This window comes from Aureimonas sp. ME7 (genome assembly GCF_903970965.1).
Lineage (GTDB): Bacteria > Pseudomonadota > Alphaproteobacteria > Rhizobiales > Rhizobiaceae > Aureimonas.
This window is the reverse complement of sequence record NZ_CAJCKW010000003.1, coordinates 348,728-372,370: the sequence shown is the minus strand read 5'-3', so window position 1 is coordinate 372,370 and position 23,643 is coordinate 348,728. Positions and strand designations below refer to the sequence as shown.

The following is a 23,643-nucleotide window of genomic DNA, read 5'->3' as shown; positions in this document are numbered from 1 at the left end:
GGTCGTGGTGGATTCGAAAGGGGCTCGGGTCTGCGACATGGCGGCGAACATGAACGCGGCTCCGCGCGGGCGCAAGTCCTTTTGCCGTATCGAACGAAAAAAGGCCCGATCCTTGCGGATCGGGCCTTTGCAACCGGACGGAGGGAGGACCGTCCGATCGAATGCCAGGGATCAGAACGAGTCCGAGCCCGGGACGAAGCGGCCGGACACCGGCGCGCCGGCGACGTAGCCATTGTGATACTCGCCGCGGGCGACCGCGTTGATCGAGTTGGTCTGCGTGGCGCGGCTTTGGTAGCGTGAACCGGGGATGAGGTTCACCGTGGCGCCGGTCGAAGCCGGGTAGCCAAAGGAACGGGTTTCCGTCACAGTATTGGCAGGAGCGGCAGCCGTCTCGCCGCGAATAACGCTGTTGGCTTCACGGTCGGCATGCGCCTCCGTGTAGTAGTCGGAGCCCGGGACGACGCCGGCGGCGGAAGCCGCACCGGTGAGTGCCGCAAGGGAAACGAGGGCGGCAGAAGCGAAAGCAACGATCTTCATTTTCTTATTCCTTAAATTGACGCAACCCCGCGGCGCTTGATCCCTCCATCGACTTGGGAGGCGGAGCGTTCTACTGCGGCGTTCGATGATCGCGATATAAGCGATCGAACCCGCCGGTTCGATAGCCAGATGATGAACAGTGCGTTGCGAAAAGAAGGTTACCTGCCTTTTTCCCGTCGAAGGAATTAATGTCCATAATATCAGTGGACTAAAGGACAGGAACGCCGACCTGCTTGGCCTCACCTTCGGGCTCCACGTGGATCAGAACACGCGCTCCCGCAAAGGCTTCCTGGAGCCTGTCTTCGATCCGATCGCAGATCGTGTGAGCATCCGCGACCCGCATATCGCTGGGTACGACGAGGTGGAATTCGATGAAAACGGCGCGTCCCGCAGTGCGGGAGCGAACGTCGTGAACTTCGATCGCACCTTGTGCCGAGGCGGAAATGATCTCGCGAACCCGCGTATCGTCGGAAGGATCGAGTGCCTGATCCATCAGACCGGACAAGGACGCGGCCACGACCTTCCATCCCTCGCGCAGGATGTTGAGGGCGACGAGCGCGGCGAGTGCCGGATCGAGGAAGCCCCATCCGGTCACGCTGGCGATGCCCAGCCCCGCGAGGACGCCGACCGAGGTGACGACGTCGGCCATGATGTGGCGGCCGTCGGCATCCAGCGCAGGAGAGCGGTGCTCGCTTCCCTTGCGCAGGAGGTAGAGCGCCCAGAACAGGTTGATCAGCGTCGCGCCGCCGCTGATCGCCATGCCGAGAAACGGCGCGTCGAGCGCACGCGGCACGAAGAACGCCCCGTAGGCCTCGCGCAGGATGACGAGCGCCGCCACGACGATCAGCACGCCTTCCACCACGGCGGAGAAATACTCCGCCTTGGTGTGTCCGTAGGGATGATCGACGTCGGCCGGCTTGTAGCTGACGCTGACCGCCCAAAGGGCGATCACCCCCGCCACCACGTTGACGATGGACTCCAGCGCGTCGGAAAACAGCGCCACCGATCCGGTCACGGCATAGGCGGCGTATTTGATGCCGAGCACGAGGCAGGCGACGGCGATGGTCATCATCGCCGTGCGCTTGACGAGACGCCCCGACTCGTCGGCCATCGCCATCGCGGAAGCGGTCATCAGGCCGCCTTGACGCCGGCGCGGCGCGGCAGGCGCGCCACGACGTTTTCGATCATCCGCATGCCCGCGTCGCTCCCAAGACTCATGATGCTTTCGGGGTGAAACTGGACGGCCGCCACCGGCTCGTGCCGGTGCTCGAACGCCATCACGATCCCGTCCTCCGTCTCGGCCGTCACCTCGAACTCGCGCGGCAGGCGCACGGGATCGGCAAAGATCGAATGGTAGCGCCCGACGGTCACTTCCGGCCCGAGGCCGGAGAAGATCACGCCGGGGCTCGACACGCGCACCCGCGAGGGCTTGCCGTGGACGGGCACGTGCAGCGTGCGCAGCGTGCCGCCATAGGCCTCGGCGAGCGCCTGAAGGCCGAGGCAGACGCCGAAGATCGGCATCTCACGCTTGCGCGCCTCAGCGATCGTGCCCCGGCAGTCGAAGTCGTCCGGATTGCCGGGACCGGGCGAAAGAACCACGAGATCGGGCGACACGCGGTCGAAGATCTCCTCCGGCACGGGCGTGCGAACCGTGGTCACCTCCGCCCCGGTCTGGCGGAAGTAGTTGGCGAGCGTATGGACGAAGGAATCCTCGTGATCGACGAGAAGGATCTTCACCCCCTCGCCCACCTTGGCGCGCTCGGCCGCCGCCTGATCGGCCGCCGGCTTGCCCGCTTCGCGGATCGCGGCGATCATCGCGGACGCCTTGAGTTCCGTCTCCGCTTCCTCCTCCTCCGGGTTGGAATCGTAGAGAAGCGTCGCGCCCGCGCGCACCTCGGCGATGCCATCCTTGAGCCGGATGGTGCGCAGCGTCAGGCCAGTGTTCATGTCGCCGTTGAAGTGCATCATGCCGACCGCCCCGCCGTACCAGGCGCGCGGGCTCTTCTCGTTCTGTTCGATGAACCGCATGGCCCAGAGCTTCGGCGCGCCCGTCACCGTCACCGCCCAGGCGTGGGAAAGGAACGCGTCCATCGCGTCCATGCCCTCGCGAAGCCGGCCCTCGATATGGTCCACCGTATGGATCAGGCGCGAATACATCTCGATCTGGCGCCGGCCGATGACGCGCACCGAGCCCGGCTCGCAGACGCGGCTCTTGTCGTTGCGATCGACGTCCGAGCACATGGTGAGTTCGGACTCGTCTTTCTTGGAGTTCAGGAGCTTGAGGATCTGCTCCGAATCCGAGATCGCGTCCTCGCCGCGCCGGATGGTGCCCGAGATCGGGCAGGTCTCGACCCGGCGGCCCGACACGCGCACGAACATTTCGGGGCTCGCGCCGATCAGGAACTCGTTGGCCCCCAGATTGATGAAGAAGGAATAGGGCGACGGGTTGATGCCCTTGAGACGCCGCGACACCTCGGACGGGCGATGCTCGACGCGCTCGTAGAAGGTCTGGCCCGGCACGACCTCGAACAGGTCGCCGCGCATGAACTTCTCCTTGGCGCGGCGCACGAGGGCCGCGTATTCGCCCGGCTTGTGGTCGCCGCGCGGCGGAATGCGGTTGGCCGGCTGGAAGCTCGCGTCCGCCCCGCCCCCTTCGAGCCCTTCCGTCGTCTGCCCGCCCCGCTCGAACTGGTACTCCTCGACATAGGCCTTGGCGGAATAGTGATCCACCATCAGGATCTCGTCCGGCAGGTAGAGCACGAGATCGCGCCGCTCGGGATCGCGCGTCTGGGTCTCGTCCACCCGGTCGAACTGGAAGGCGAGGTCGTAGCCGAAGGCGCCGTAGAGCCCGAGGTCGGAATCCTCGTCCGACTTGAAGAGGGCGACGATCGCGCGCAGCACCGAGAAGACGGTCGGCATGCGCGAGCGCTCTTCCTCCGTGAAGGCGCGCGACGGCAGCGCGATCTCGAGTTCCAGACGTCCCTCCTGGCCGGTCGCGCGCGCGATGTCCTCGTGCCCCTCAAGGGCCTCGGCGACGAAGCCGAGAAGCACTCGGCCCCGCGGGTTCAGGGCCTCCACGACGACATGCCGGCCGGACGATGTGACGCCGAGCGGCGGATCGACGATCGCCGTGTCCCAGCGCGTGTATCGGCCGGGATACTCGTAGTTCGACGAGAACACGGCGCCTCGGCGCGTGTCGAGCCGATCGACATAAGGCTCGATCGCGCCCTCGTAGGGCACCTCGCGGCGGCGCCGCGTGACGAGAACGCCGCCCTCCGTCCGGTATCGGAATGCGCCGTCGGTCGGGATCGGGGAAGTCATGCCATCCACTCCATCGTTCGAGCGCCGGATCGGAGGCCTCTCAAAACGAAAAGGCCGCCGGGGGTCCGGAGCGGCCTTTGCTGGTCGAACGCGCACGGGTTCGCAAAGCCGCTAGAAGCGGATCTGCCACCAGTTCGTGCGGTTGCGTGCGTGTTCCATGGCGAGATGGGTAGCCGAAGCGTTTCCGCCCCGCAACGAAAATCCGCCGGCAACCCCTATTTGCCAGTGCTTTGCAGGTGCGCTCGCACTTTAGAACAGCCCCTCCACGCGGCCCTCCTCGTCCAGAAAGATGCGCTCGGCGGCGGGATGGCGGGGCAGCCCCGGCATGGTCAGGATGTCGCCGCAGATCGCCACCACGAAGCCAGCGCCGGCTGCCAGGCGCACGTCGCGCACATGCACGACATGGCCGCTCGGGGCGCCGAGCAGGCTCGGGTCGGTGGAGAAGGAATACTGCGTCTTGGCCATGCACACCGGCAGGTGGCCGTAGCCGTCCGCCTCGAACTCGCCGAGAAGCTTGAGGACGCCCGGCTCCGCCGTCACCGCCGCGCCGTGGTAGATGTCCTTCACCACCGTCTCGATCTTGCCGAGAAGACTGGTTTCGTCGGCATAGGCGGGCCGGAAGCGGGCCCGCCCCGAATCGGCGAGCGCCGCCACCTTCTCGGCCAGTTCCAGGATGCCCTTCGAGCCCTCCGCCCAATGGCGACACAGGACGGCCTCGGCACCGGCTTCGGCCGCCGCGACCTTTACGGCCTCGATCTCGTCTGGTGTGTCGGTGCCGAAATGGTTGACCGCGACGATCACCGGCACGCCGAAGCCGATGCAGTTGGCCACGTGCCGCTTGAGGTTGGCGGCGCCCCGCCGCACGGCGTCGAGGTTTTCGGCGCCCAGCGCATCCTTGGGGACGCCGCCGTTCATCTTGAGCGCTCGCACGGTCGCCACGATCACCGTGACGTCCGGCTTCAAGCCGGCCTGCCGGCACTTGATGTCGAAGAACTTCTCGGCGCCGAGATCGGCGCCGAAGCCCGCTTCCGTCACCACGTAGTCGGCCATGCGCAGCGCCGCCTTAGTGGCCACCACGGAGTTGCAGCCGTGCGCGATGTTGGCGAAAGGGCCGCCATGGACGAGGGCCGGGTTGTTCTCCAGCGTCTGCACGAGGTTCGGCAGCATCGCGTCCTTCAGGAGGACCGCCATCGCGCCGTCGGCCTCGAGATCGCGCGCATAGACGCGGGAGCGGTCGCGTCGGTAGCCGACGACGATCCGCCCCAGCCGCTCGCGCAGATCCTCTGGGCCGGTGGCGAGGCAGACGATCGCCATGATTTCGGAGGCGACCGTGATGTCGAACCCGGATTCGCGCGGCAAGCCGTTGGCGGGGCCGCCGAGCGACTGGACGATGTCGCGCAGCGCCCGGTCGTTCATGTCGAGAACGCGCCGCCAGACGATGCGGCGTGGGTCGAGATCGAGCGCGTTGCCCCAATGGAGGTGGTTGTCCACCATCGCCGCCAGAAGGTTGTGCGCCGTCGTGATGGCGTGGAAGTCGCCGGTGAAGTGGAGGTTGATGTCCTCCATCGGCACGACCTGGGCGTGGCCGCCGCCCGCCGCCCCGCCCTTCTGCCCGAAGCAGGGGCCGAGAGAGGGCTCGCGCAGGCAGATGGCCGCACGCCGGCCGATGGCGTTCAGCCCGTCCCCGAGGCCGACTGTGGTCGTGGTCTTGCCCTCGCCGGCCGGCGTCGGGTTGATCGCCGTCACCAGAATCAGCTTGCCCTCCTGCCGCCCTTCGAGCGAGCGAAGAAACGCGCCGTCGAGCTTGGCCTTGTCGCGCCCGTAGGGAATGACTGCCTCCGGCGGAATGCCGAGCCGCTCCGCGACCGCGCCGATCGGCTGGAGCTCGGCCCGGCGGGCGATGGCTATATCGGACTGGGGTTCGGACAAACGACGTCTCCTTGTCATCTCCCGCGCGCGGGGCGCGAAACTTGCGATCGAACTGGCGCAAAACCGTTACCAACCCAGCGTCCCGCCGCGCTTGCGCGGGGGATGCCGCTGGCGCATAAGCCCGCCCCATGACCCCGCAGATCAGCATCCGCCACCTTGCCGTCGTCCATGGCCGCCAACCCGGCGCCGCCCTTCGGCGCGCCGATGCGGGCGAGAGCCCCCATGCGATCCGCCTGGGGGGCGAAGGCGCGGTGGCCGTGATCGACGTGGATCTCGACGTTTATCCCGGCGAGATCCTGGTGCTTGTCGGTGGTTCGGGCTCGGGCAAGACGAGCCTGCTGGCCGCCCTCGACGGCTCGGCCGAGATCGCGCGCGGTTCGGCCTCGTTCGTCACGGCGCACGGCCCGGTCGAGCTGTCCACCGCCACCAAGGCGGACCGCAAGCGGCACGGGGCCCGAACGGTGGCGTTCGCGCGCGCACCCGTTCCGCTGCCCGCGCGCCGGACCGTCGCCTCCGTCGTCACGGCGCATCTCGCGCGCCACGGCGTTTCGCGCCGCGACCGGGCGCCACGCGCCGTTCTGGAACTCGCCAGTGCCGGCCTTCGCGACGCCGCCGACATGCGCATCGAGGATCTGCCGCCCGGCATCCGCCCGCAGGTGCAACTGCTCCTCGCAGCGCTCGGATCCGAGCCGATCCTGTTTCTCGACACCGCCATCGACACGCCGGACGCTTGGCGCGATCCCGCGCTCGTCAACGCGCTGCGCCGCCTGCGCGAGCGCACGGACAAGACGGTGATCCTGTCGAGCTGCGACCCGGCCGAGGCGCTGCGCGTCGGCGACCGCGTCGCGGTTCTCGACAACGGACGGCTGGTGCAGGTCGGCCGCCCAAGCGATCTCGTTCTCCAGCCGGCGAGCGATCACGTGGCCGCTCTCCTGTCGGAGCTCAACCCGGTCGGCTTCCTCGAAGCCCAGGACGTGATGACGCCGATCGCGCCGGAGGACGAGGCGAGCGGCTTTGCCGGCCTCGTCCAGACGGGAACGCCGCTCGCCCAGGTCCTGCCGACGCTGCGGCGCGGCGACGTGGTGGTCGCCGAGCGCGGGCGCCTTCTCGGCAAGATCGACGCCCGCAAGCTCTGGGCCCTCTTCGCCTGAAACCTCAGGCCCGCGCGGCCATGCGCGCGCGGATGCTGTCGACATCGGCCCGCGGCGTCGAGGCGAAGAGCTTCTTGGTGTAGTCGTGGCTCGGCGCGGCGAAGACCTCGTCGCGCGTGCCGTATTCCACCACCTCGCCGTAGTACATTACCATCACCTTGTCGGCGATGTAGCGCACCACCGACAGATCGTGGCTGATGAAGACGTAGGTCAGGCCGAACTCGTCCTGAAGGTCGGCGAGAAGGTTGAGGATCTGCGCCTGGACCGACAGATCGAGCGCCGACACGGGCTCGTCCAACACGAGGAGGCTGGGCGATAACATCAAGGCGCGCGCGATGGCGATGCGCTGGCGCTGGCCGCCCGAGAACATATGCGGATACCGGTTGAAGTGCTCCGGTCCCAGCCCGACCTTCACCAGCATGGCTAGGGCGCGCTCGCGCCGCTCCGCCGCACCCATGTCGGTGTTGAGAAGAAGCGGCTCGGTCAGGACGTCGCCGATTCGCTGGCGCGGGTTGAGCGAGCCATAGGGGTTTTGGAACACGATCTGCACCTTGCGGCGCATCTCGGCCGTCACGCCCCGGGCGACGCGCATCGGCTCGCCGTCGATGAAGAGCTCGCCCGCCGTCGGCTCGTCGATCAGGGTCAGGATGCGCGCGAGCGTCGACTTGCCGCAGCCCGATTCGCCGACGATCGCCAGCGTCTTGCCCTTCTCGACCGAAAAGCTCACGCCCTTCACGGCCTGCACCACCTTGGGGCTCGAGAAGGGGCCGCGCGGCACGAGATAGTCGCGCTTGAGGCCCCGGGCTTCCAGAACCGCGGTCATCGGGCAGTCTCCAAAGCCATGGCATCGGCCACCGTCGGCAGGCGGTCGCCCGTGGCGTTTTCCGGCAGCGCCGAGAGCAGCGCGCGGGTGTAGGGGTTCTTCGGCGATTCGAAGAGTTCGAGCACGCCCGCCTCCTCCATCTTGCGTCCCTTGTACTGGACGACGACGCGGTGCGCCGTTTCCGCCACGACGCCCATGTCGTGGGTGATCATGATGAGCCCCATTCCGTGCTCGCGCTGGAGGTTCACCAGAAGATCGAGGATCTGCTTCTGGATCGTCACGTCGAGCGCCGTCGTCGGCTCGTCGGCGATCAGGAGCTTCGGGTTGCAGGCGATGGCCATGGCGATCATCACGCGCTGGCACTGGCCGCCCGACATCTGGTGCGGGAAGCTCGACATACGGCTTTCCGGATCGGGAATGCCGACCGCCTGGAGAAGCTCGATCGCCCGCGCGCGTCGCGCCGCCCGGCCGAGACCGAGATGGAAGCGCAGCGTCTCGGTCAGCTGGAAGCCGACCGTGAAGCAGGGGTTGAGGCTGGCCATCGGCTCCTGGAAGATCATGGCGATGTCGCGCCCGATGATCTCGCGCCGCTGGCGCTTGGTCAGGGTCAGGAGGTCGCGCCCGTCATAGGCGAGACGATCGGCGGTGACCGTCGCGGTCTTGGGCAGGAGGCCCATGGTCGCCAGCATGCCGACCGACTTGCCGGAGCCGGACTCGCCGACAATGGCCAGCACTTCCTGACGGTCGACATGGAGATCGATCCCGTCCACGGCCTTGAACGGGCCGGAGGACGTGTCGAAGGAAACGGTGAGGTTGCGGATTTCGAGAAGGGACATCGACGGTCTCAGCTCCGGCGCATCTTCGGGTCCAGCGCATCGCGCAGGCCGTCGCCGATCAGGTTGATGGCGAGCACCGTGACGAGGATGGCGAGACCCGGAAAGGTCACCACCCACCAGGCGCGCAACACGAATTCGCGCGCTTCGGCCAGCATCGTGCCCCATTCGGGCGTCGGCGGCTGGGCGCCGAGGCCGAGGAAGCCCAGCGCCGCGGCATCGAGAATGGCGTTGGAGAAGGAGAGAGTCGCCTGGACGATCAGCGGCCCCAGGCAGTTCGGCAGGATGGTCTTGAACATCAGCCGCAGGGGACCCGCGCCGACGACGCGCGCGGCGGTGACGTATTCGCGCTCCTTCTCGGCCATCACCGACGCGCGTGTCAGGCGCACGAAATGGGGCTGCAGCACCAATGCGATCGCGATCATCGCGTTGACGAGGCCGGGCCCGAGGATCGCGACGAGAACGAGCGCCAGAAGCAGCGAGGGAAACGCCAGGATGACATCCATCACCCGCATGATCACGGTATCGACCCAGCCCCGGAAGTAGCCGGCGACCAGACCGATAACGATGCCGGTGGACACGGCGAGGATCACGACGAACGTGCCGATGAACAGCGAATACTGCGCGCCATAGATCAGGCGGGACAGGATATCGCGCCCGACCGCGTCGGTTCCGAGGATGTAGGACCATTGCCCGCCTTCCATGAAGACCGGCGGCATGAGCAGCGCCGCGCGGTTCTGCGCGGTCGGATCGTGAGGGGCGATCACGGGTGCCAGGAAGGCGACGAGAACAACGATCGCGAACACGACGAGGCCGGCGACGGCCCCCCGGTTGACGGAGAAGTAGTACCAGAACTCCTTGAGCATCCGGCGGCGCTCACCGCCAGCCGGAATGCGATCGGGGATCAGCGCGCCGACGCCGGCTTCCGCTTCCTGAGCTTCGATATGGGACATGCGGTCTCTCCTACCGGGCTCGAACGCGAGGATTGATCAGGCCGTAGAGAAGATCGACCACGAGATTGACCACCATCACCACGATGGCGATCAGGAGCAGGCCGCCCTGCACCACCGGGTAGTCCCGGCGAAACACCGAATCCACCATCCACTTGCCGATGCCCGGCCAGGAGAAGATCGTCTCGGTCAGGATCGCGCCCGCCATCATCACGCCGATCTGCAGGCCGATCGTCGTCACCACGGGGATGAGGGCGTTGCGCAAGGCGTGGATGCCGATGACGCGATTGGCTCGCAGTCCCTTGGCGCGCGCCGTGCGCACGTAGTCCTCGCTCAGCACCTCCAGCATGGCCGAGCGCGTCTGGCGCGCGATCACGGCGAGCGGAATGGTGGCCAGAACCACACCCGGCAGGATGAGATGGCTGATCGCCGACTTGAAGGCACCGGCCTGTCCGGAAAGGAGGCTGTCGATCAGCATGAAGCCGGTGACCGGCGGGAAGAAGTAGAGAAGCGAGATGCGGCCCGAAACCGGGGTCCAGCCGAGCGTTCCCGAAAACAGGATGATGAGGAGGAGGCCCCACCAGAAGATCGGCATGGAGTAGCCGACGAGCGCCGTTCCCATGATTGTCTGGTCCGCCCAGGAGCCGCGTTTCACGGCCGCGAAGACACCGGCCGGCACGCCGAGCGCGACCGCGATCAGGATGGCGAAGAGCGACAGCTCGACGGTCGCCGGAAACAGGGTCATGAACTCGGTGAGAACCGGTCGCCTTGTGACGATCGAGGTGCCGAAGTCGCCCCCGAACAGACCGACGAGATAGTGCCAGAACTGGATCGGCAGCGGCTGGTCGTAGCCGAGCGCGGCGGTCAGCTGCGCATGGCGCTCGGCCGAGATGCCGCGCTCGCCCGCCATCAGCGTGACCGGATCGCCCGGCAGGAGGCGGATGAAGGAAAAGGCGACGATCGCCACGCCGACAAAGGTCGGAACGAGGACGCCGAAGCGCGCAACGATGAAGCGAAACATGAAGTATGGGCCTCTGAGGGTCCTGATGCCGCACATGGGCGACTGATGACGGAACCGTACCGGAAACCGCGATTCCGTCCAAACGAAAAGGGGAACGGCGTGGTGCCGCTCCCCTTTCCCGGATGAGATTCGAGCCGATTACTCGGTGATGTCGACGCCGTCGAACGTGTAGTCGCCGAGCGGGCTCTGCACGAAGCCGGTGACGTTCTTGCGCATCGGGACGTAGACCACCGAATGGGCAATCGTCGCCCAGGGCGCCTGCTCCTTGAAGATGACCTGCGCCTGTTCGTAGAGCTTGGCGCGCTCGTCCTGCGTCGGCTTGGTCTTGGCTTCGAGGATCAGCTTGTTGAAGTCCTCGTTGCACCACTGCGCCCGGTTGGCGTTGCCCACCGCGTCGCAGCCGAGAAGAACCGCCAGGAAGTTGTCCGGGTCGCCGTTGTCGCCCGTCCAGCCGAGCAGCACGGCGCCGTCGCGGTCTTCCGCCTTGGAGCGCTCGAGATACTCGCCCCACTCGTAGGTGACGATCTCGACCTTGACGCCGACCTTGGCGAAGTCCGCCTGGATCAGCTCGGCCATGCGCGCGGCGTTCGGGTTGTAGGGGCGCGACACGGGCATCGCCCACACCTTCATCGAAAGGTCCTTGACGCCGGCTTCGTCCAGCATCTTCTTGGCCGCTTCCGGGTCGTACTTGTCGTCCACGAGCTGGTCGTTATAGCTCCACATGGTCGGCGGGATCGGCGCCTTGGCCTTCTGCCCGGCGCCCTGGTAGACGGCCTGGACGATGGCGTCCTTGTCAATCGCCATGTTGAGCGCGCGGCGCACTTCCGGCTTGTCGAACGGCGCCTGCTTCGTGTTGTAGGCGAAGTAGCCGACGTTCAGGCCTTCCTGCTCGTCGACCTTGAGGTCGGCGTTCTGCTGGAGCGCCGGCACGTCGGCCGGGTTCGGATAGGCCATCAGATGGCACTCGCCGGCCGCCAAGCGCTGCTGGCGCACGGAGGCGTCCTTGGTGATGGCGAAGACGAGGTCGTCGATCGGCTGCTTGCCGTTCCAGTAGTCGGCGAAGGCCTGGTAGCGGATCACCGCGTCGGGCTGGTAGGCGACGAACTGGAAGGGTCCGGTGCCGATCGGCTGCTGGTTGAACTGCGCCTGATTGCCGGCTTCAGCCAGCTTGTCGGCGTATTCCTTCGAGACGATGGAGGCGAAGGGCATCGCGACATTGGCGATGAACGGCGCATAGGGCTCGTTCAGGGTGAAGCGGACGGTCATGTCGTCCATCTTCTCGATCGTCTTCACGATGTCGGGCATCGACATCGAGGAGTAATACTCCCACGACGCACCCGACACGTACTGGTGCCAGGGGTTCTCGGCATTGGCCTGACGGTCGAACGAGAACACGACGTCGTCGGCGTTCATGTCGCGCGTCGGCGTGAACGAGGCGTTGGAGTGGAACTTGACGCCCGGGCGCAGCTTGAACGTGTACTGGAGCCCGTCGTCCGAAACTTCCCAGCTTTCCGCAAGGCCCGGCTCGGTTTCCGTGGTGCCCTTCTTGAACTCGGCCAGCCGGTTGAACACCGGATGCGCCGAGGCGTCGAACGTCGTTCCAGCCGTGTAGAGGCCGGGATCGAAGCCCTCGGGCGAGCCTTCCGAGCAGAAGACGAAGGTTTTCGCCGAAGCGGCGGACCCGAGCGCGAGGACGATCGCCGTCGCCGCCAGGAGCTTCTTGGTCAGACCCATGAAACGCGTTCTCCCATGAACGTGCCTAAGACGGCTGCATCGCCGTCGGAAGCGCGTTTTTCGACCATAACCTCGCCATGATGCAAGAGACTATTTTGATTCTTCACTCGAAAACGATTTTAGGTGCCTTGCGAGACGCTGCGTTGGCTGCCTCGATTGACGCGAGCGTCCGCTCCGCCACGTCGCGATAGATTTTCGCGTGCGGTCCCTGCGGGTCGGTCGCGGTGACGGGCGCACCAGCGTCCGAGCTTTCGCGAATCGTCATCTCCAGCGGCACTTCGCCCAGAAACGGAACGCCCAGACGTTCGGCCTCGGCCCTCGCGCCGCCATGCCCGAAGATATCGTAGCGCGTTCCCGTATCGGGCGCGATAAAGTAGCTCATGTTCTCGACGATGCCCAGAACCGACACCTCGACCTTGCGGAACATGGCCAGCCCCTTGCGCGCGTCGATCAAGGCGAGGTCCTGCGGCGTGGACACGATCACCGCGCCGGCCAGCGGCACCTGCTGGGCCATGGTCAGCTGCGCGTCGCCTGTGCCCGGCGGCATGTCGACCACCAGGATATCGAGTTCGCCCCATTCCACCTCGCGCAGCATCTGGTTGAGAGCCGACATCACCATCGGCCCGCGCCAGATCATCGGCGTGTCCTCGTCGACCAGGAAGCCCATCGACATGGCCTTGAGGCCATAGGCTTCCATCGGCCGGATCGTTCGCCCGTTCACCGTTTCCGGCCTGCCGCGAAGGTTGAGAAGGCGCGGCACGGAGGGGCCGTAGACGTCAGCGTCCAACAAACCGACGCGCAGGCCGAGGGCTCGGAAGGCGAGCGCCAGGTTGACGGCGGTGGTGGACTTGCCGACGCCGCCCTTGCCGCTCGCAACGGCCACGATGCGCGCGACACCCGACACGTCCTGGCGCGCGCTGCGCGCCTGCGGAGCGGCGGGAGGGGCGCTGGGCGGCGGGGGCGGATCACGCCGCGGCGGCGCTGCGGGGGGACGCGCGGCCGGCGCCCGGGTCTCGATGCCCGCGCCGCGCCGCTCGGCGGTCAGGGCCACCATCGCGCTCTGGACGCCCGGAACGCTCGCCACGCGGCGTTCCGCCTCTTGCCGCAAGCCTTCGAAGCGGTCGGCCTCGCTGGCCGGCACGCTCAAGGAGAAGAAGGCTTTTCCATCGGCGATGAAGATGTCCGAGACCATGCCGCGCGACACGACGTTTCCGCCCCCCGGCGCGGGCATGTCTTCCAGGATGTCGAGAATACGCCGCTTGGCATCGTCCATCGTCGGGCTCCGTTTCCTGCGCTTTGACCCAAGCCGGCGCGCCATGCTTGTTTGCCTTGGCTCCTGCAGATAGGGAATTTTCCTCGCGAAGGGGAGAGATCACCATATGGCGGACACCGGTTCACCGCCGACATCCCCCCATCTGCCGCCCGACGATCAGGCACGCGCGCTGGCCCGCCGCCTCGTGCGCGGCGTCGGACACGCGGTGCTCGGCTGCCTCGACCCCGACGATGGTTTCCCGCTCGCGGCCCGCGTTCTTCTCGGCACCGATCTCGACGGTGCGCCGATCCTTCTTCTTTCGCAGCTTTCCGCCCATACGCGAGCGATCGCCACCGACAACCGCCTTTCGCTTCTGGTAGGCGAACCGGGCGACGGCGACCCGTTGCGTCAGCCCCGCCTCGCTCTCCAAGGGCGAGCATGGACGATCGACACGAAGGACGAAGCGTATGAACGGATATCGCGCCGTTTCCTCACGCGGCACCCGTCCGCATCGCTCTATGTCGGTTTCGCGGACTTCGCGTTCTTGCGAGTGGAAATCGCTGCCGGCCTCCTGAACGCCGGCTTCGCTCGGGCTTACCGGATGGGTCCCGAGGACCTCCGCCGCGATATGCCCGTCGAAATCTTGCAAGAAGAGGAGGCGCTGCGGTGCTTCGCCGAAACGGCACTAACCGGCGCTGCGTCCGACGCCGCCCCGATCCGCGTGGTTTCGATCGATGCGGAAGGGCTGAACCTCGAACGGGACGGAGCAATCGAGCGTGTGGACTTCTCCACGCCTGTCTCGACGAGGGCGCAGTTCGAAGTGGCGATCCGGGAGATAAAAGCTCGGTCTCAGGCTTAATGGTTAGACCATGCGGTCGAAGCGACAGCTCTCAGACGGCGCTCCAGTTCGCTCGGAAAGGAAGATGCCCCCGTTACAACGAGAACCCATCCGGGCAATCGGCGCGAAACCGGTTGCCCGCGGCGTTTTCAAAGATGCAACGCCCGCGCTCCGTTCCCGAGCGCCCGATCAGGCGATCGCCGGGATGCGCTTCGACGACCGGAAGCGTGCCGGGAGCGTAGGTGGAAACACCGCCCGATCCGAAGCCGAACACCGCAGGCGCCAGATCGGACTGACAACCGGACAGGGCCAGCACGGACAAGACGCAGGCCCAGGCGAGCCGACGCGTGTTTCGTGCGGGAGATGTGCGAGGATCGACCATCATTCGAAAGCTTGCCCGCCAGCCGGCGCTAGGGAGGAGGGGAAGGCGCCGGCAGAAGCCGCCGCCTTCCCATGCATTGTCCGGTGGGTCAGTAGCCGGCCGGGCATTCGGCGTAATAGCGCTGGCCACGGCCGTCGCGATACACGCACTGGCCCGGGCGGTTGGTCGCCGCGCCCAGCAGCGCACCACCGGCGCCGCCGACCGCCGCACCGATCAGAGCGCCGCGCGCGTTGCCCGAAATGCCCGCGCCGATCGCCGCGCCGCCGAGCGCACCGATGCCGGCCGGCACCGCGACGTTGCGATCCACCGACTGGCAACCGGTCAGTGCCAACGTGCTTGCCGCCACGGCGGCCATGATCATCGATCTCATGAAATGCAATTCCTCAGAAGCGTGTCCCGCGACGCTAGATAGCACGGGCACCCTTCGCGTCCAGATCGGACGAGGCTCGCCCTATCAGCGCGAGGCGAGAAGCGCCGGAGGATCGGTCAGCATCACGCTCAACCGGCCGGAGCGGCTGACCGCCCATTCCACCGAGGGCGAGCTTTCAAGTTCGGCCGCGCTCAGTCCTGTGCAGGTTCCCACGACCTTGCGGTCGTAGGTCGCCGAAAAACGCTGGGCCAGCGGCATGGCGCTCTCGCATTCCGCCACGCTGCGATAGATCGGCTGCGGCACGGCAATTTGCGTGCAGACGGATGCATCCGACGAGCATCCTACCAAGAGCATCAGAGCCGCGACGTGTTCCATGGGACCGATCCTTTCCGTCCTCCACAAACCCGCCAGCCTCCCTCAGGGTTCCGGCGGATCGAATGGGGCAAGAATGGCGGGCAGGATTTTCGGCGTGATGTCGCGCCGATTTCGGGATGAAGGCCGCGACTTGCGGGAGGGTTTCGTCGAGCCGCGAGACCGATCAGTCGTCGACGAGCTCGAACTGGTTGCGCGGGACGCGGAGCCAATACTGGATGCCGTCCGGCCGGTATTCCAGCCGCGCCTCACCGCCGACGGAATTGGGCACGATGCGCTCCAGCGTCGAAGTTCCGAAGCGTGGATCGTAGTCGACGCGAACCCGCGGCCCGTTGGATTCCTGCCAGCGCAGGATGAGCGACGTCTGGCCTTCCTTGGTTTCCAACGTGGAAGCGATGGCGATGCGACCGCCCGGCACCGAAAGCGAACCATACGAGGCCGCATTCACGGCGAGTTCATGGAGAGCCAGCCCGACATGAAGCGCGGCCGTTGGCGAAAGGTAGACGTCAACGCCCTCGAAGCGGATCTGGTCCATCCCGTCGGGCGCATAGCGCTCGACCTGCATGGTGACGAGGCTGAAGAGATCGGCGCCGCGCCAGTCCGTATCGGTCACAATATCCTGCGAGGAGGCCAACGACTGGATCCGGCCGCGGAAACGCACCAGGAATTCCGGCACCGTCACCGAATGGCGCGCAGTCTGGCTGGCAAGACTCTGGATGATGGCGAGCAGGTTCTTCGAACGATGCGCGACCTCGCGAAGGAGTGTCTTCAGCGTGTCCTCGCGCCGCTTCTGGTCGGTGATCTCGACGGACGTGCCGATCAGTCCGATGATCTCGCCTTCGTCGTTGCGGTCCACGTCGACGCGAACGTCGAACCAACGTCCATTGTCGCCACTGAGGATGGGAAGCTCGAACCGGACCGGCGCGCCCGACTTCAAGATCTCGGACTTGATCGCCTTGGCCTTCTCGGCAGCCGGCACGGGAAGGAAATCATGGTCGGAGTCGCCCGTCTTGGCATCCGCCAACCAAGAGCCTTCCGCGTTGAAAAGCCAAAGATATCGAAGTTCGAGATCCTGCGCGAACAGCGTCATCTCGGTGTTCGCGAGCGCTTTCAGCGCCTTGTATGCTACCATGACACCGCACTCGGATAGCCGAAAGGCCGAACCCCTCCCCCTGACGCTGCGATGGGAGGGAACGCCGATCGAAAGACGTCGCCAAAACGGGCACCCGGCTCGGCTCCGCTTCGTCTTCCGCTCATGATGCGCAAACCTTTCCGTACCCTTGAGCGCCTGCATGGCGCCCGCCCTTGCGGCCTCAGCGGCAACGGGCTGCCCAAGGGTTTGTTCCCGGCTTTGCGACGGGATGCGAGAGGGCACCCCGTCACGTCGCCGAGCGGGATCAGGCTGCTTCGCGCTCCGTCTCGAAGAACAGCGCCTGACTGATCAGCGCCTTCACCATGTCCGGATTGAACGGCTTGGTGACGAGGAAGGTCGGCTCCGGGCGCTCGCCCGTCAGGAGCCGCTCCGGGAAGGCGGTGATGAAGATCACCGGCACCGAAACCTTGGCGAGAATGTCGTTGACCGCGTCGATCCCCGACGAGCCGTCGGCGAGCTGGATGTCGGCCAGAACCATGCCCGGCTTCTGCTGCTCGAAGAGGGTGATCGCCTCCTTGTGGGTGCGCGCGATGCCCGTCACTCCATGGCCGAGGCTTTCCACCATCTGCTCGATGTCCATCGCGATCAGAGGCTCGTCCTCGATGATCATGATGTTGGTCGAGACCTGACGGCCGATATCGGTGCTGGCCTGGCTGATCAGATCGGAGAAATCGCTCTCGCCGACGCCGAGGATATGCGCCGCTTCGTCGGTGGTGAAGCCTTCCACCGCCACGAGCAGGAAGGCCTGCCTCGGCAGGGGGGAGATGCCGCGCAGATTGCGCGAGGCTTTTTCCTCCCACGCGGAAACCGGCGCGTCCTCGCGCACGTTCACTTCCACAGACTGCCAAAGGGAGGAGAAGAGCTTGTAGAGCGAGATTCGAGGGCTTTCCTGCGTGTCGAACAGGCTCGGCTCGGCGATCAGCGCCTCGAGAACAGCTGCGACATACGCATCGCCGGAGGACTGCGAACCGCTCAAAGCACGTGCATACCGCCGGAGATACGGGATATGCGGCGCAATGCGCGAGGACATCGACATGAACATTCCCTCGTAGCTTTCCGAGCCTCACGACTCGGCCATCATCTTGTCCGTGCGAGCCGCCGGACGTCCAGCGTGAATCCGCTGGGGCCGGGTGGAAATCGCATACGCAGCCCTAAGTAAGGCATGAGGCAGGAAACGCTAGACCCTTCGCGCACAACATTTCCGGATGCGACAGGATGCTCTTGCGAAGACGCGCGCTGCCTACATCTAGCGAGAAGGCGCCGGGGTCCGGCGCCCGCCGCTGGAGGGCGAGAGGTGGAATGGAAGACCCGAGAAACAAAGATCCCGTCATGTCCGGCACGAGCCCCGATACCAGCCCTTCCCCATCCCAGCCCGAGATCGGCCAGCCCGAACTGGGAACATCCTCGGCGATCGGGCGCCGGCTGAAGGCGTACTACGACGACGTGGCGAGCGAGCCGGTTCCCGATCGGTTCCTGTCGCTGCTCGACGCGCTCGACGCCGCCGAGGCCAAGCGCGATGGAGGGAACTGACCCGTCATGGCACAGGATACCGACTTCCGCCGGGAACTGATCGCCATCATTCCCAACCTGCGTGCCTTCGCCGCTTCGCTGGCCGGCTCGTTCGACCGCGCCGACGACCTCGTCCAGGAAACGCTGGTGAAGGCGTGGGACAAGCAGCACACGTTTCAGCCCGGCACCAATCTCAAGGCCTGGCTCTTCACCATCCTGCGCAACGAGTTCTACACGCAGATGCGCAAGAAGGGCCGCGAGGTTCAGGACGTGGACGGGATCCACGCGATGCAGCTCGCCGGCCATCCCGAGCAGCAGGGCCATCTCGACCTGCAGGACTTCCGCAAGGCGCTGGACCAGCTGCCGGACGACCAGCGCGAGGCGCTGATCCTGATCGGCGCCTCCGGCTTCTCCTACGAGGAAGCGGCCGACATCTGCAAATGCGCGGTGGGTACGATCAAGAGCCGCGTGTCGCGCGCCCGGACCCGGATGTCCGACCTTCTCGGGATCGAGGGGGACGGCGAGTTCGGCCCCGACTCCATCTCCTCGCAGATCATCGGCGTCGCCCCGGCGGCCTGAGGCAAGTCCATTGCGAGCCGCCGACCCGCGTCGGCCGGCGGCTCCAACATCCCCGCATCGCCGGCTTCGTCCGGCAAACCCAAAGTCAGAAAGGATCGATCGATGTCCAACACCGGTTCCGGCGAGTTCTCCGAGGCTTCCCAGGATGATGCCGCCGCCACGCGCGCCGATCTCGAGGCGCAGATCGCCAAGCTGCGCGAGGACGTGGCGGGCGTGACCGACTCACTGAAGTCGATCGCCGGCAGCCGCGCCGAAAGCGCGCGTCAGCAAGCCTTCGCGCTCCGCGACGACGTTCGCGACCGCGGCGAACGCTACCTTCGCCAGGCGCAGGAGACGGTAGGCGAGTTCGAAGAGGAGATCAGCGAGCGCGTGCGCGCCGAGCCGATCAAGAGCATCCTGATCGCGGCGGCGGTCGGCTACGTCTACGCCCGCCTCTTCAAGAACTGATCCGCCGATCCATGATCACCCAGCTCATCACGAAGCTTTTCACGGGCGAGGCATCGATCTTTCTCGCCCGCCTGCGCACGATCGTCGCGATCTACGCGATCATGGCGATCTTCGCCCTGGCCATGCTGGGGTTCCTGCTTCTCGCGCTCTTCGTATGGCTGGCCCAGAGCTACGGCGTCCTGGCGACGGCGATCGGGTTCGCGGTGGGCTGCCTCGTGGCGTTAATCGCGGTCTATATCTTCCTCGTCATCGCCCGCCGTCCGCCCAAGCAGCGCGCCGCGGACCGGATGCAACGCGACGTGGCCTCCATCGCCTCGATCGCGGCCGTGTCGAACATGCCGCTCCTGTTCACGAGCATCCGCCGGCGCAAGTCGCTCCTCCTCCTCCCGGTGGCGGCGTTTTCGTTCTGGGGGCTGTTCCGGGTCTTTCAAGGCTACCAGGATCGAGGCTGGCGGGGCTGACACCTCGAAGACCCCAGCGATCCGACGAGAGAGGGGCGCGTCCGCGAGGATGCGCCCCTTATCGTTTCACCAAAAGTTTTGCCTCGTTGCCCTTCCGAACGGGATCGTTTCGCGTGGCGACGACTTTACCTGTCCAGAGGCCGCACCGCGGCGCGACAACCGGAGTGTGTTTCATGGCCGAACTGCGTACCGACCGAGCCCGCCAAGGCCGCACGGGTCGCCCCGTCCTCTACGTCCTGATCGCAGCGCTGGCGCTTTGCGTGGTGGTCGCGCTGGGCCTCGGCGTATTTTCGAGCACCGAGCCGGACCAGAACATCGGCGGCGCCGCGAACTCGGGCGCCAGCACCGCACCCGCCACACCGGCCAACTCGCAGACCGGAACGGTCGCGCCGAGCACGCCCGCTCCCGGCACCGCGAACTCGAACTGAACTCGACAAGGGGGCCCAAGCGATGTCCGACACCAAGCCTTCGTCCGCCGCGGCCCCCGTTTCCACCCCTATTGAAACAGACGGGACCGATCTCGACCGGCTGAACGAGATCATGGCTGATCCCCATCTGACGATCGAGCAGAAGCGCGAATACGTGCAAAGCGCGCTCGACGACATCGCGGCCGCCAACGGTGAGGACAGGGCCAGCCCCTACGAACCGTTGGAGTCGCGCTTCTTCGACGCGCTCTCGCTTCTGGCGGACGGCGGCCACGACTACGCCGACCATTCGGAGGACGACGAGGCGGGACAAGGCGAGAGTTCCGAGCCCGTTCGCGGTTCGCGCTTTTAGATATCGACGTCGTCCGGCACGAGCACGCGCAGGCCGCGAGGGTGGATGCGAACCCTTGACCGCGGCGCGAGTTCGGTGAGTTCGCCATCCATCACCGAGCGATTCTCGGCCTTTGCGCCGTGATGATCGATGTTCAGTTCCGCGGCGGTGAGAACGGTCAACTTTTGGCTGTCCTTCCAGGCGCCTCGCATCATGTCCACCGTCACCTTCAGAGCCGCGGCACGGGTGTTGGACCGCATGATGTAGATGCCGAGCCGGCCGCCGCGCGGGTCGTCGGCATAGGGCAGATGCCCGTCCCCGTAGATGTTGTTGGAGATCGCGACCGCCGGCGTGCGGATCGTCCTCATCCGTCCATCGATTTCCATCGTCAGGTTGACGAAGGGCAGCGACTTGGCCGCCGTCACCACGGCGCGAACGCTCGCCCACATCTTTCCGAAACGCGAGCCGTATTCGAGCTTCTCACGCGTGCGGACCATGCGCGCATGCATGCCGACGGCGAACTGGTGGACGAAATACTTTCCGTTGACGCTGGCGATGTCGACCTCGGTCACGCGGCCGTTGGCGAGCGCCTTCACCGCTTCGCCCAGCCCGAGCGGTATCCGGATCGAGCGGGCGAAGAGGTTCATCGTGCCCGCCGGCAGAACGCCCAGCGCGATATGCGTTCCCGCCACGGCGGCAGCCGCCGAGGACACGGTCCCGTCCCCTCCTCCGACCATCAAGACGTCGAGATCCCCGCGCTTCGCCTGCGCCGCGATCTGATCCCCCATCTCGTCGCCCCCGCACAGCGCCACCTCGATCTCGTGGCCATGCAGGCGAAACTCGTCGCGGATCACCGTCTCGAGGAGGTTGAGGTCGGCGGTTCGGAGCGTGCCGCCGTCGCGGTTCAGGATGGCGTGAACTCTCATCGCGTGACGAATGCTCCGGGTTGATCCCCGTGCATATGGCGCGTTCCCGCGGCCGGGGAAATGGGCACCGGGACAAAGGATCTGCTGGAACCGGAAGGAGCTCGTCTCCGTTGCGCGGCCAGTGTTTCCCGTTTCGTGCCGTGAGGACCTCGCCCATGATCGAATGGATCGTCATTCTCCTGATCGTCGCCGCCATCGCCAGTCTTCTGGGATTTCGCGGCGTGGCCGGTGTTTCAGCCGGAATCGCGAAGGTCCTGATCCTCGTCGTTCTCGTCGGCATCCTGCTCCTTCTGTTCTTCGGCGTTCTCGCATTCGCCTGAGTTCACATCGGCGTTTTCAAAGAATTCCGGGGGAACCGAAGCGGCAAGTTCATGTTCCCTCACCAATGGCCGGCTGCCTTCACGAGGGGTCGGGCGGTATCTTCAATCTCGTTGGGAGATCATCACATGGTCCGCAGACTTCTCGCCACGACGGCGATCGCCGGCGTTCTGGCCACCGGTGCCTTCGCGCAGACGACCACGGCTCCGGCCACCACAGAGCAGCCCGCGACGGGTGCCATGGCGCCTGCCGCCGGCACGCAGACCGGCAGCATGCAGTCCACCGACGCGGGCGCGGCGACGGCCGATATCGCCTATCTTCCTTCGCTGGGGGCTGATCAGCATCTGGCCACCGATCTCGACGGGTCCACGGTCTATGCGTCCAGCGCGGCCGACGCCGAGACTGCCGGCGAGATCGAGAACTTCGTGGTCGGCGCGGACGGCACGGTGGTCGCCGCCGTGATCGACACCGGCTCGTTCCTCGGAGACCAGTCGAAGACGGTCGCCGTTCCCTACAATCAGATCGAATGGACCACCGGCGAAAACAACGCGCTCCGCGCGGTGCTGACGGCGACCCGCGAGCAGTTGACGGCGGCGCCCGCCTTCGCGGTCAACGAGACGGCCACGGCACCGGCGGGCGGCATGGCCCCCGCAGGCGGCACGGCCGCGACCACCGGCACGATGGCGCCGGCCGGCGAAACGAACGCGATGGCCCCGGCCGCCTCGGGCGGAATGGCCGCCGCGCCGTCGAGCGACATGGCGGCTGCGACGACGACGCCGGCCACTAGCGCCGCGGGCACGACGGCAGGTTCGGGCGAGTATATCGCGACGCTGGGAACCGATCAGTTCCTGTCCGGCGACCTGATCGGCGACAACGTCTATTCCGGCCCGGCTGCGGACGCCGACAATATCGGCAAGATCAACGATCTCGTCCTGTCCGCCAACGGTCAGATCGATGGGGTTCTGGTGGGTGTCGGAGGGTTCCTCGGCATCGGCGAGAAGGATGTCGGCGTTCCGTTCGACAACATCGCGATGGCGGCGGACGCCAACGGCGAGCCGCGCGCGACGTTGGCCGCCACGAAGGAACAGCTGACCAACGCGCCGACCTTCGATGAGGGCGACCGCAACGAAGTCGCCGCCAACACCACCGCGACGACGACGGGCGAGACGGGCGCCGCCACGACCGGCATGGCCGCCGGCACGGCCGGGATGGCGGCGGGAACCGGCATGGCAGCCAATGATACGGCCGCCACCGGAACGGGCGTCGCCACCGGCGAATCCACCGCGTCCACCGGCGGCACCGCTCCTGCGACGGACGTCGGCTCGCCTGTCACCGGCGCGGACCTGACGGCCGACAATCTGATCGGCACCTCGGTCTACGGGCCGGAAAACCAGACGATCGGCTCGATCGGCGACATCGCTCTGACCCCGCAGGGTCAGGTGGACGCGGTGATCGTGGATGTCGGCGGGTTCCTGGGCATCGGCGCCAAGCCGGTGGCAGTGGCCATGGACAACCTCCAGTTCATGCGCGACTCCGGCGGTACGCTGACGCTGACCACCCAGTTCACACAGGACCAGCTTCGCAACGCACCTGAGTACAACCGCGACAGCTACGCTCAGAACCGCGACCAGATGCGCGTCGCCAACCCCGGCGATATCCCGGCGGCGCCCGCCGCGCAGTGATCCTCTCATCGATGTGATCGCCGCTCGTTGCGGCGAGTGCCCAGCGAAAGCCCGCCGCAATGGCGGGCTTTCTTGCGTTTGGGGCAGAGAAGGTCAGAGTTCCTTACCAAAAATTATGGCGTAGAATGTTTCCCTGTCGGTTAGGCTTCCCATGACGTCCGCCCCCGGCCGGACGGGGAGTTTTTATCGATCGGTCGTTTCTGCGGCAGCCGTCACGTCATCCGATCGCAAGACGGGGAGCGAGGCGGCCACAACCCCGACGAAATGTCCCGGTCCTATCGGAACGGCATCCGGCGGAT

General features: G+C 66.3%; 26 protein-coding genes. 10 read left to right on the top strand and 16 right to left on the bottom strand.

The annotated features are described in order from the left end of the window. Nucleotides 1–171: 171 nt before the first annotated feature. The 4 genes from H7A85_RS08325 to H7A85_RS08310 all read right to left on the bottom strand — a co-directional run bounded on the left by H7A85_RS08325 (nt 172) and on the right by H7A85_RS08310 (nt 5,787). On the bottom strand, nt 172–537 hold the full coding sequence (locus tag H7A85_RS08325) for a hypothetical protein (protein ID WP_182085450.1): 366 nt from the start codon (nt 535–537) through the stop codon (nt 172–174). A 208-nt stretch (nt 538–745) separates the two neighbouring features. Then, on the bottom strand, nt 746–1,648 hold the full coding sequence (locus tag H7A85_RS08320) for a cation diffusion facilitator family transporter (protein WP_182085550.1): 903 nt from the start codon (nt 1,646–1,648) through the stop codon (nt 746–748). 20 nt (nt 1,649–1,668) lie between these two features. Beyond that, nucleotides 1,669–3,858 (bottom strand): anthranilate synthase, encoded by a 2,190-nt coding sequence (locus H7A85_RS08315; protein WP_182085449.1) that lies wholly within the window; start codon nt 3,856–3,858, stop codon nt 1,669–1,671. 249 nt (nt 3,859–4,107) lie between these two features. After that, entirely contained in the window at nt 4,108–5,787 is a 1,680-nt protein-coding gene (locus H7A85_RS08310; protein ID WP_182085448.1) for a formate--tetrahydrofolate ligase, read from the bottom strand. A gap of 128 nt (nt 5,788–5,915) precedes the next feature. Here H7A85_RS08310 and H7A85_RS08305 point away from each other — a divergent pair, with 128 nt between their 5' ends. Then, nucleotides 5,916–6,938, top strand: a complete 1,023-nt coding sequence (locus H7A85_RS08305; protein WP_182085447.1) for an ATP-binding cassette domain-containing protein — start codon at nt 5,916–5,918, stop codon at nt 6,936–6,938. 4 nt (nt 6,939–6,942) lie between these two features. Here the strand turns inward: H7A85_RS08305 and H7A85_RS08300 are convergent, their stop codons facing one another. From H7A85_RS08300 to H7A85_RS08275, 6 genes are all read right to left on the bottom strand, one after another. Then, entirely contained in the window at nt 6,943–7,761 is an 819-nt protein-coding gene (locus tag H7A85_RS08300; RefSeq protein WP_182085446.1) for a dipeptide ABC transporter ATP-binding protein, read from the bottom strand. Then, entirely contained in the window at nt 7,758–8,597 is an 840-nt protein-coding gene (locus H7A85_RS08295; RefSeq protein WP_182085445.1) for an ABC transporter ATP-binding protein, read from the bottom strand. Before H7A85_RS08295 ends, H7A85_RS08300 begins: the two co-directional genes overlap by 4 nt. An 8-nt stretch (nt 8,598–8,605) precedes the next feature. Next, on the bottom strand, nt 8,606–9,460 hold the full coding sequence (locus tag H7A85_RS08290; protein ID WP_244631050.1) for an ABC transporter permease subunit: 855 nt from the start codon (nt 9,458–9,460) through the stop codon (nt 8,606–8,608). 97 nt (nt 9,461–9,557) lie between these two features. Continuing rightward, the gene (locus tag H7A85_RS08285) at nt 9,558–10,565 is read right to left on the bottom strand and encodes an ABC transporter permease subunit (RefSeq protein ID WP_182085443.1); all 1,008 of its coding nucleotides are present in this window, start codon (nt 10,563–10,565) and stop codon (nt 9,558–9,560) included. A gap of 138 nt (nt 10,566–10,703) precedes the next feature. Then, nucleotides 10,704–12,299, bottom strand: coding sequence for an ABC transporter substrate-binding protein (locus H7A85_RS08280; protein WP_182085442.1), 1,596 nt, complete (start codon nt 12,297–12,299; stop codon nt 10,704–10,706). A gap of 103 nt (nt 12,300–12,402) precedes the next feature. Further along, a complete protein-coding gene (locus tag H7A85_RS08275; protein WP_182085441.1) occupies nt 12,403–13,572 on the bottom strand; it encodes an Mrp/NBP35 family ATP-binding protein in 1,170 nt (389 codons plus the stop codon). A gap of 106 nt (nt 13,573–13,678) precedes the next feature. Between H7A85_RS08275 and H7A85_RS08270 the strand changes: the two genes are divergently transcribed. Continuing rightward, nucleotides 13,679–14,410: a HugZ family protein gene (locus H7A85_RS08270; protein ID WP_182085440.1), complete on the top strand. Its 732-nt coding sequence runs from the start codon at nt 13,679–13,681 to the stop codon at nt 14,408–14,410. A gap of 73 nt (nt 14,411–14,483) precedes the next feature. On the opposite strand, the gene H7A85_RS08265 is transcribed toward H7A85_RS08270, so the two are convergent. From H7A85_RS08265 to H7A85_RS08245, 5 genes are all read right to left on the bottom strand, one after another. Beyond that, the gene (locus tag H7A85_RS08265) at nt 14,484–14,774 is read right to left on the bottom strand and encodes a hypothetical protein (protein WP_182085439.1); all 291 of its coding nucleotides are present in this window, start codon (nt 14,772–14,774) and stop codon (nt 14,484–14,486) included. 85 nt (nt 14,775–14,859) lie between these two features. Beyond that, nucleotides 14,860–15,141 (bottom strand): glycine zipper domain-containing protein, encoded by a 282-nt coding sequence (locus tag H7A85_RS08260; RefSeq protein ID WP_182085438.1) that lies wholly within the window; start codon nt 15,139–15,141, stop codon nt 14,860–14,862. Nucleotides 15,142–15,225: 84 nt separating this feature from the next. Further along, a complete protein-coding gene (locus tag H7A85_RS08255; protein WP_182085437.1) occupies nt 15,226–15,516 on the bottom strand; it encodes a hypothetical protein in 291 nt (96 codons plus the stop codon). Nucleotides 15,517–15,679: 163 nt separating this feature from the next. Continuing rightward, nucleotides 15,680–16,645 carry a PAS domain-containing sensor histidine kinase gene (locus tag H7A85_RS08250; RefSeq protein ID WP_182085436.1) on the bottom strand — a complete coding sequence of 322 codons (966 nt, stop codon included), beginning with the start codon at nt 16,643–16,645 and terminating at the stop codon, nt 15,680–15,682. 265 nt (nt 16,646–16,910) lie between these two features. Next, on the bottom strand, nt 16,911–17,702 hold the full coding sequence (locus H7A85_RS08245; RefSeq protein WP_182085435.1) for a response regulator: 792 nt from the start codon (nt 17,700–17,702) through the stop codon (nt 16,911–16,913). A 293-nt stretch (nt 17,703–17,995) separates the two neighbouring features. Here H7A85_RS08245 and H7A85_RS08240 point away from each other — a divergent pair, with 293 nt between their 5' ends. From H7A85_RS08240 to H7A85_RS08215, 6 genes are all read left to right on the top strand, one after another. Then, nucleotides 17,996–18,196: a NepR family anti-sigma factor gene (locus tag H7A85_RS08240; protein ID WP_182085434.1), complete on the top strand. Its 201-nt coding sequence runs from the start codon at nt 17,996–17,998 to the stop codon at nt 18,194–18,196. Nucleotides 18,197–18,202: 6 nt separating this feature from the next. Beyond that, on the top strand, nt 18,203–18,754 hold the full coding sequence (locus H7A85_RS08235) for a sigma-70 family RNA polymerase sigma factor (protein WP_182085433.1): 552 nt from the start codon (nt 18,203–18,205) through the stop codon (nt 18,752–18,754). A 102-nt stretch (nt 18,755–18,856) separates the two neighbouring features. Next, the gene (locus tag H7A85_RS08230) at nt 18,857–19,201 is read left to right on the top strand and encodes a DUF883 family protein (protein ID WP_182085432.1); all 345 of its coding nucleotides are present in this window, start codon (nt 18,857–18,859) and stop codon (nt 19,199–19,201) included. A gap of 11 nt (nt 19,202–19,212) precedes the next feature. Further along, nucleotides 19,213–19,662, top strand: coding sequence for a hypothetical protein (locus tag H7A85_RS08225; RefSeq protein ID WP_182085431.1), 450 nt, complete (start codon nt 19,213–19,215; stop codon nt 19,660–19,662). 173 nt (nt 19,663–19,835) lie between these two features. Further along, on the top strand, nt 19,836–20,090 hold the full coding sequence (locus tag H7A85_RS08220) for a hypothetical protein (RefSeq protein WP_182085430.1): 255 nt from the start codon (nt 19,836–19,838) through the stop codon (nt 20,088–20,090). A gap of 22 nt (nt 20,091–20,112) precedes the next feature. Then, nucleotides 20,113–20,439 carry a hypothetical protein gene (locus tag H7A85_RS08215; RefSeq protein WP_182085429.1) on the top strand — a complete coding sequence of 109 codons (327 nt, stop codon included), beginning with the start codon at nt 20,113–20,115 and terminating at the stop codon, nt 20,437–20,439. Here the strand turns inward: H7A85_RS08215 and H7A85_RS08210 are convergent. Next, entirely contained in the window at nt 20,436–21,344 is a 909-nt protein-coding gene (locus H7A85_RS08210; protein ID WP_182085428.1) for a diacylglycerol kinase family protein, read from the bottom strand. The genes H7A85_RS08215 and H7A85_RS08210 overlap by 4 nt on opposite strands. 155 nt (nt 21,345–21,499) lie before the next feature. Between H7A85_RS08210 and H7A85_RS08205 the strand changes: the two genes are divergently transcribed. Together H7A85_RS08205 and H7A85_RS08200 are read left to right on the top strand one after the other, a co-directional pair. Further along, a complete protein-coding gene (locus H7A85_RS08205; protein ID WP_182085427.1) occupies nt 21,500–21,664 on the top strand; it encodes a DUF1328 domain-containing protein in 165 nt (54 codons plus the stop codon). Between the two features lie 126 nt (nt 21,665–21,790). Continuing rightward, complete coding sequence (locus H7A85_RS08200; protein WP_182085426.1) at nt 21,791–23,344, top strand: PRC-barrel domain-containing protein; 1,554 nt, start codon at nt 21,791–21,793, stop codon at nt 23,342–23,344. The last annotated feature ends 299 nt before the right edge of the window (nt 23,345–23,643 follow it).

Excerpts from the sequence above, each read along its gene's own strand:
- H7A85_RS08325 (WP_182085450.1), bottom strand. The coding sequence starts at position 537 with ATGAAGATCGTTGCTTTCGCTTCTGCCGCCCTCGTTTCCCTTGCGGCA.
- H7A85_RS08320 (WP_182085550.1), bottom strand. The coding sequence starts at position 1,648 with ATGGCCGACGAGTCGGGGCGTCTCGTCAAGCGCACGGCGATGATGACC.
- H7A85_RS08315 (WP_182085449.1), bottom strand. The coding sequence starts at position 3,858 with ATGACTTCCCCGATCCCGACCGACGGCGCATTCCGATACCGGACGGAG.
- H7A85_RS08305 (WP_182085447.1), top strand. The coding sequence starts at position 5,916 with ATGACCCCGCAGATCAGCATCCGCCACCTTGCCGTCGTCCATGGCCGC.
- H7A85_RS08300 (WP_182085446.1), bottom strand. The coding sequence starts at position 7,761 with ATGACCGCGGTTCTGGAAGCCCGGGGCCTCAAGCGCGACTATCTCGTG.
- H7A85_RS08295 (WP_182085445.1), bottom strand. The coding sequence starts at position 8,597 with ATGTCCCTTCTCGAAATCCGCAACCTCACCGTTTCCTTCGACACGTCC.
- H7A85_RS08290 (WP_244631050.1), bottom strand. The coding sequence starts at position 9,460 with ATGCTCAAGGAGTTCTGGTACTACTTCTCCGTCAACCGGGGGGCCGTC.
- H7A85_RS08285 (WP_182085443.1), bottom strand. The coding sequence starts at position 10,565 with ATGTTTCGCTTCATCGTTGCGCGCTTCGGCGTCCTCGTTCCGACCTTT.
- H7A85_RS08280 (WP_182085442.1), bottom strand. The coding sequence starts at position 12,299 with ATGGGTCTGACCAAGAAGCTCCTGGCGGCGACGGCGATCGTCCTCGCG.
- H7A85_RS08275 (WP_182085441.1), bottom strand. The coding sequence starts at position 13,572 with ATGGACGATGCCAAGCGGCGTATTCTCGACATCCTGGAAGACATGCCC.
- H7A85_RS08270 (WP_182085440.1), top strand. The coding sequence starts at position 13,679 with ATGGCGGACACCGGTTCACCGCCGACATCCCCCCATCTGCCGCCCGAC.
- H7A85_RS08265 (WP_182085439.1), bottom strand. The coding sequence starts at position 14,774 with ATGATGGTCGATCCTCGCACATCTCCCGCACGAAACACGCGTCGGCTC.
- H7A85_RS08260 (WP_182085438.1), bottom strand. The coding sequence starts at position 15,141 with ATGAGATCGATGATCATGGCCGCCGTGGCGGCAAGCACGTTGGCACTG.
- H7A85_RS08255 (WP_182085437.1), bottom strand. The coding sequence starts at position 15,516 with ATGGAACACGTCGCGGCTCTGATGCTCTTGGTAGGATGCTCGTCGGAT.
- H7A85_RS08250 (WP_182085436.1), bottom strand. The coding sequence starts at position 16,645 with ATGGTAGCATACAAGGCGCTGAAAGCGCTCGCGAACACCGAGATGACG.
- H7A85_RS08245 (WP_182085435.1), bottom strand. The coding sequence starts at position 17,702 with ATGTCGATGTCCTCGCGCATTGCGCCGCATATCCCGTATCTCCGGCGG.
- H7A85_RS08240 (WP_182085434.1), top strand. The coding sequence starts at position 17,996 with ATGTCCGGCACGAGCCCCGATACCAGCCCTTCCCCATCCCAGCCCGAG.
- H7A85_RS08235 (WP_182085433.1), top strand. The coding sequence starts at position 18,203 with ATGGCACAGGATACCGACTTCCGCCGGGAACTGATCGCCATCATTCCC.
- H7A85_RS08230 (WP_182085432.1), top strand. The coding sequence starts at position 18,857 with ATGTCCAACACCGGTTCCGGCGAGTTCTCCGAGGCTTCCCAGGATGAT.
- H7A85_RS08225 (WP_182085431.1), top strand. The coding sequence starts at position 19,213 with ATGATCACCCAGCTCATCACGAAGCTTTTCACGGGCGAGGCATCGATC.
- H7A85_RS08220 (WP_182085430.1), top strand. The coding sequence starts at position 19,836 with ATGGCCGAACTGCGTACCGACCGAGCCCGCCAAGGCCGCACGGGTCGC.
- H7A85_RS08215 (WP_182085429.1), top strand. The coding sequence starts at position 20,113 with ATGTCCGACACCAAGCCTTCGTCCGCCGCGGCCCCCGTTTCCACCCCT.
- H7A85_RS08210 (WP_182085428.1), bottom strand. The coding sequence starts at position 21,344 with ATGAGAGTTCACGCCATCCTGAACCGCGACGGCGGCACGCTCCGAACC.
- H7A85_RS08205 (WP_182085427.1), top strand. The coding sequence starts at position 21,500 with ATGATCGAATGGATCGTCATTCTCCTGATCGTCGCCGCCATCGCCAGT.
- H7A85_RS08200 (WP_182085426.1), top strand. The coding sequence starts at position 21,791 with ATGGTCCGCAGACTTCTCGCCACGACGGCGATCGCCGGCGTTCTGGCC.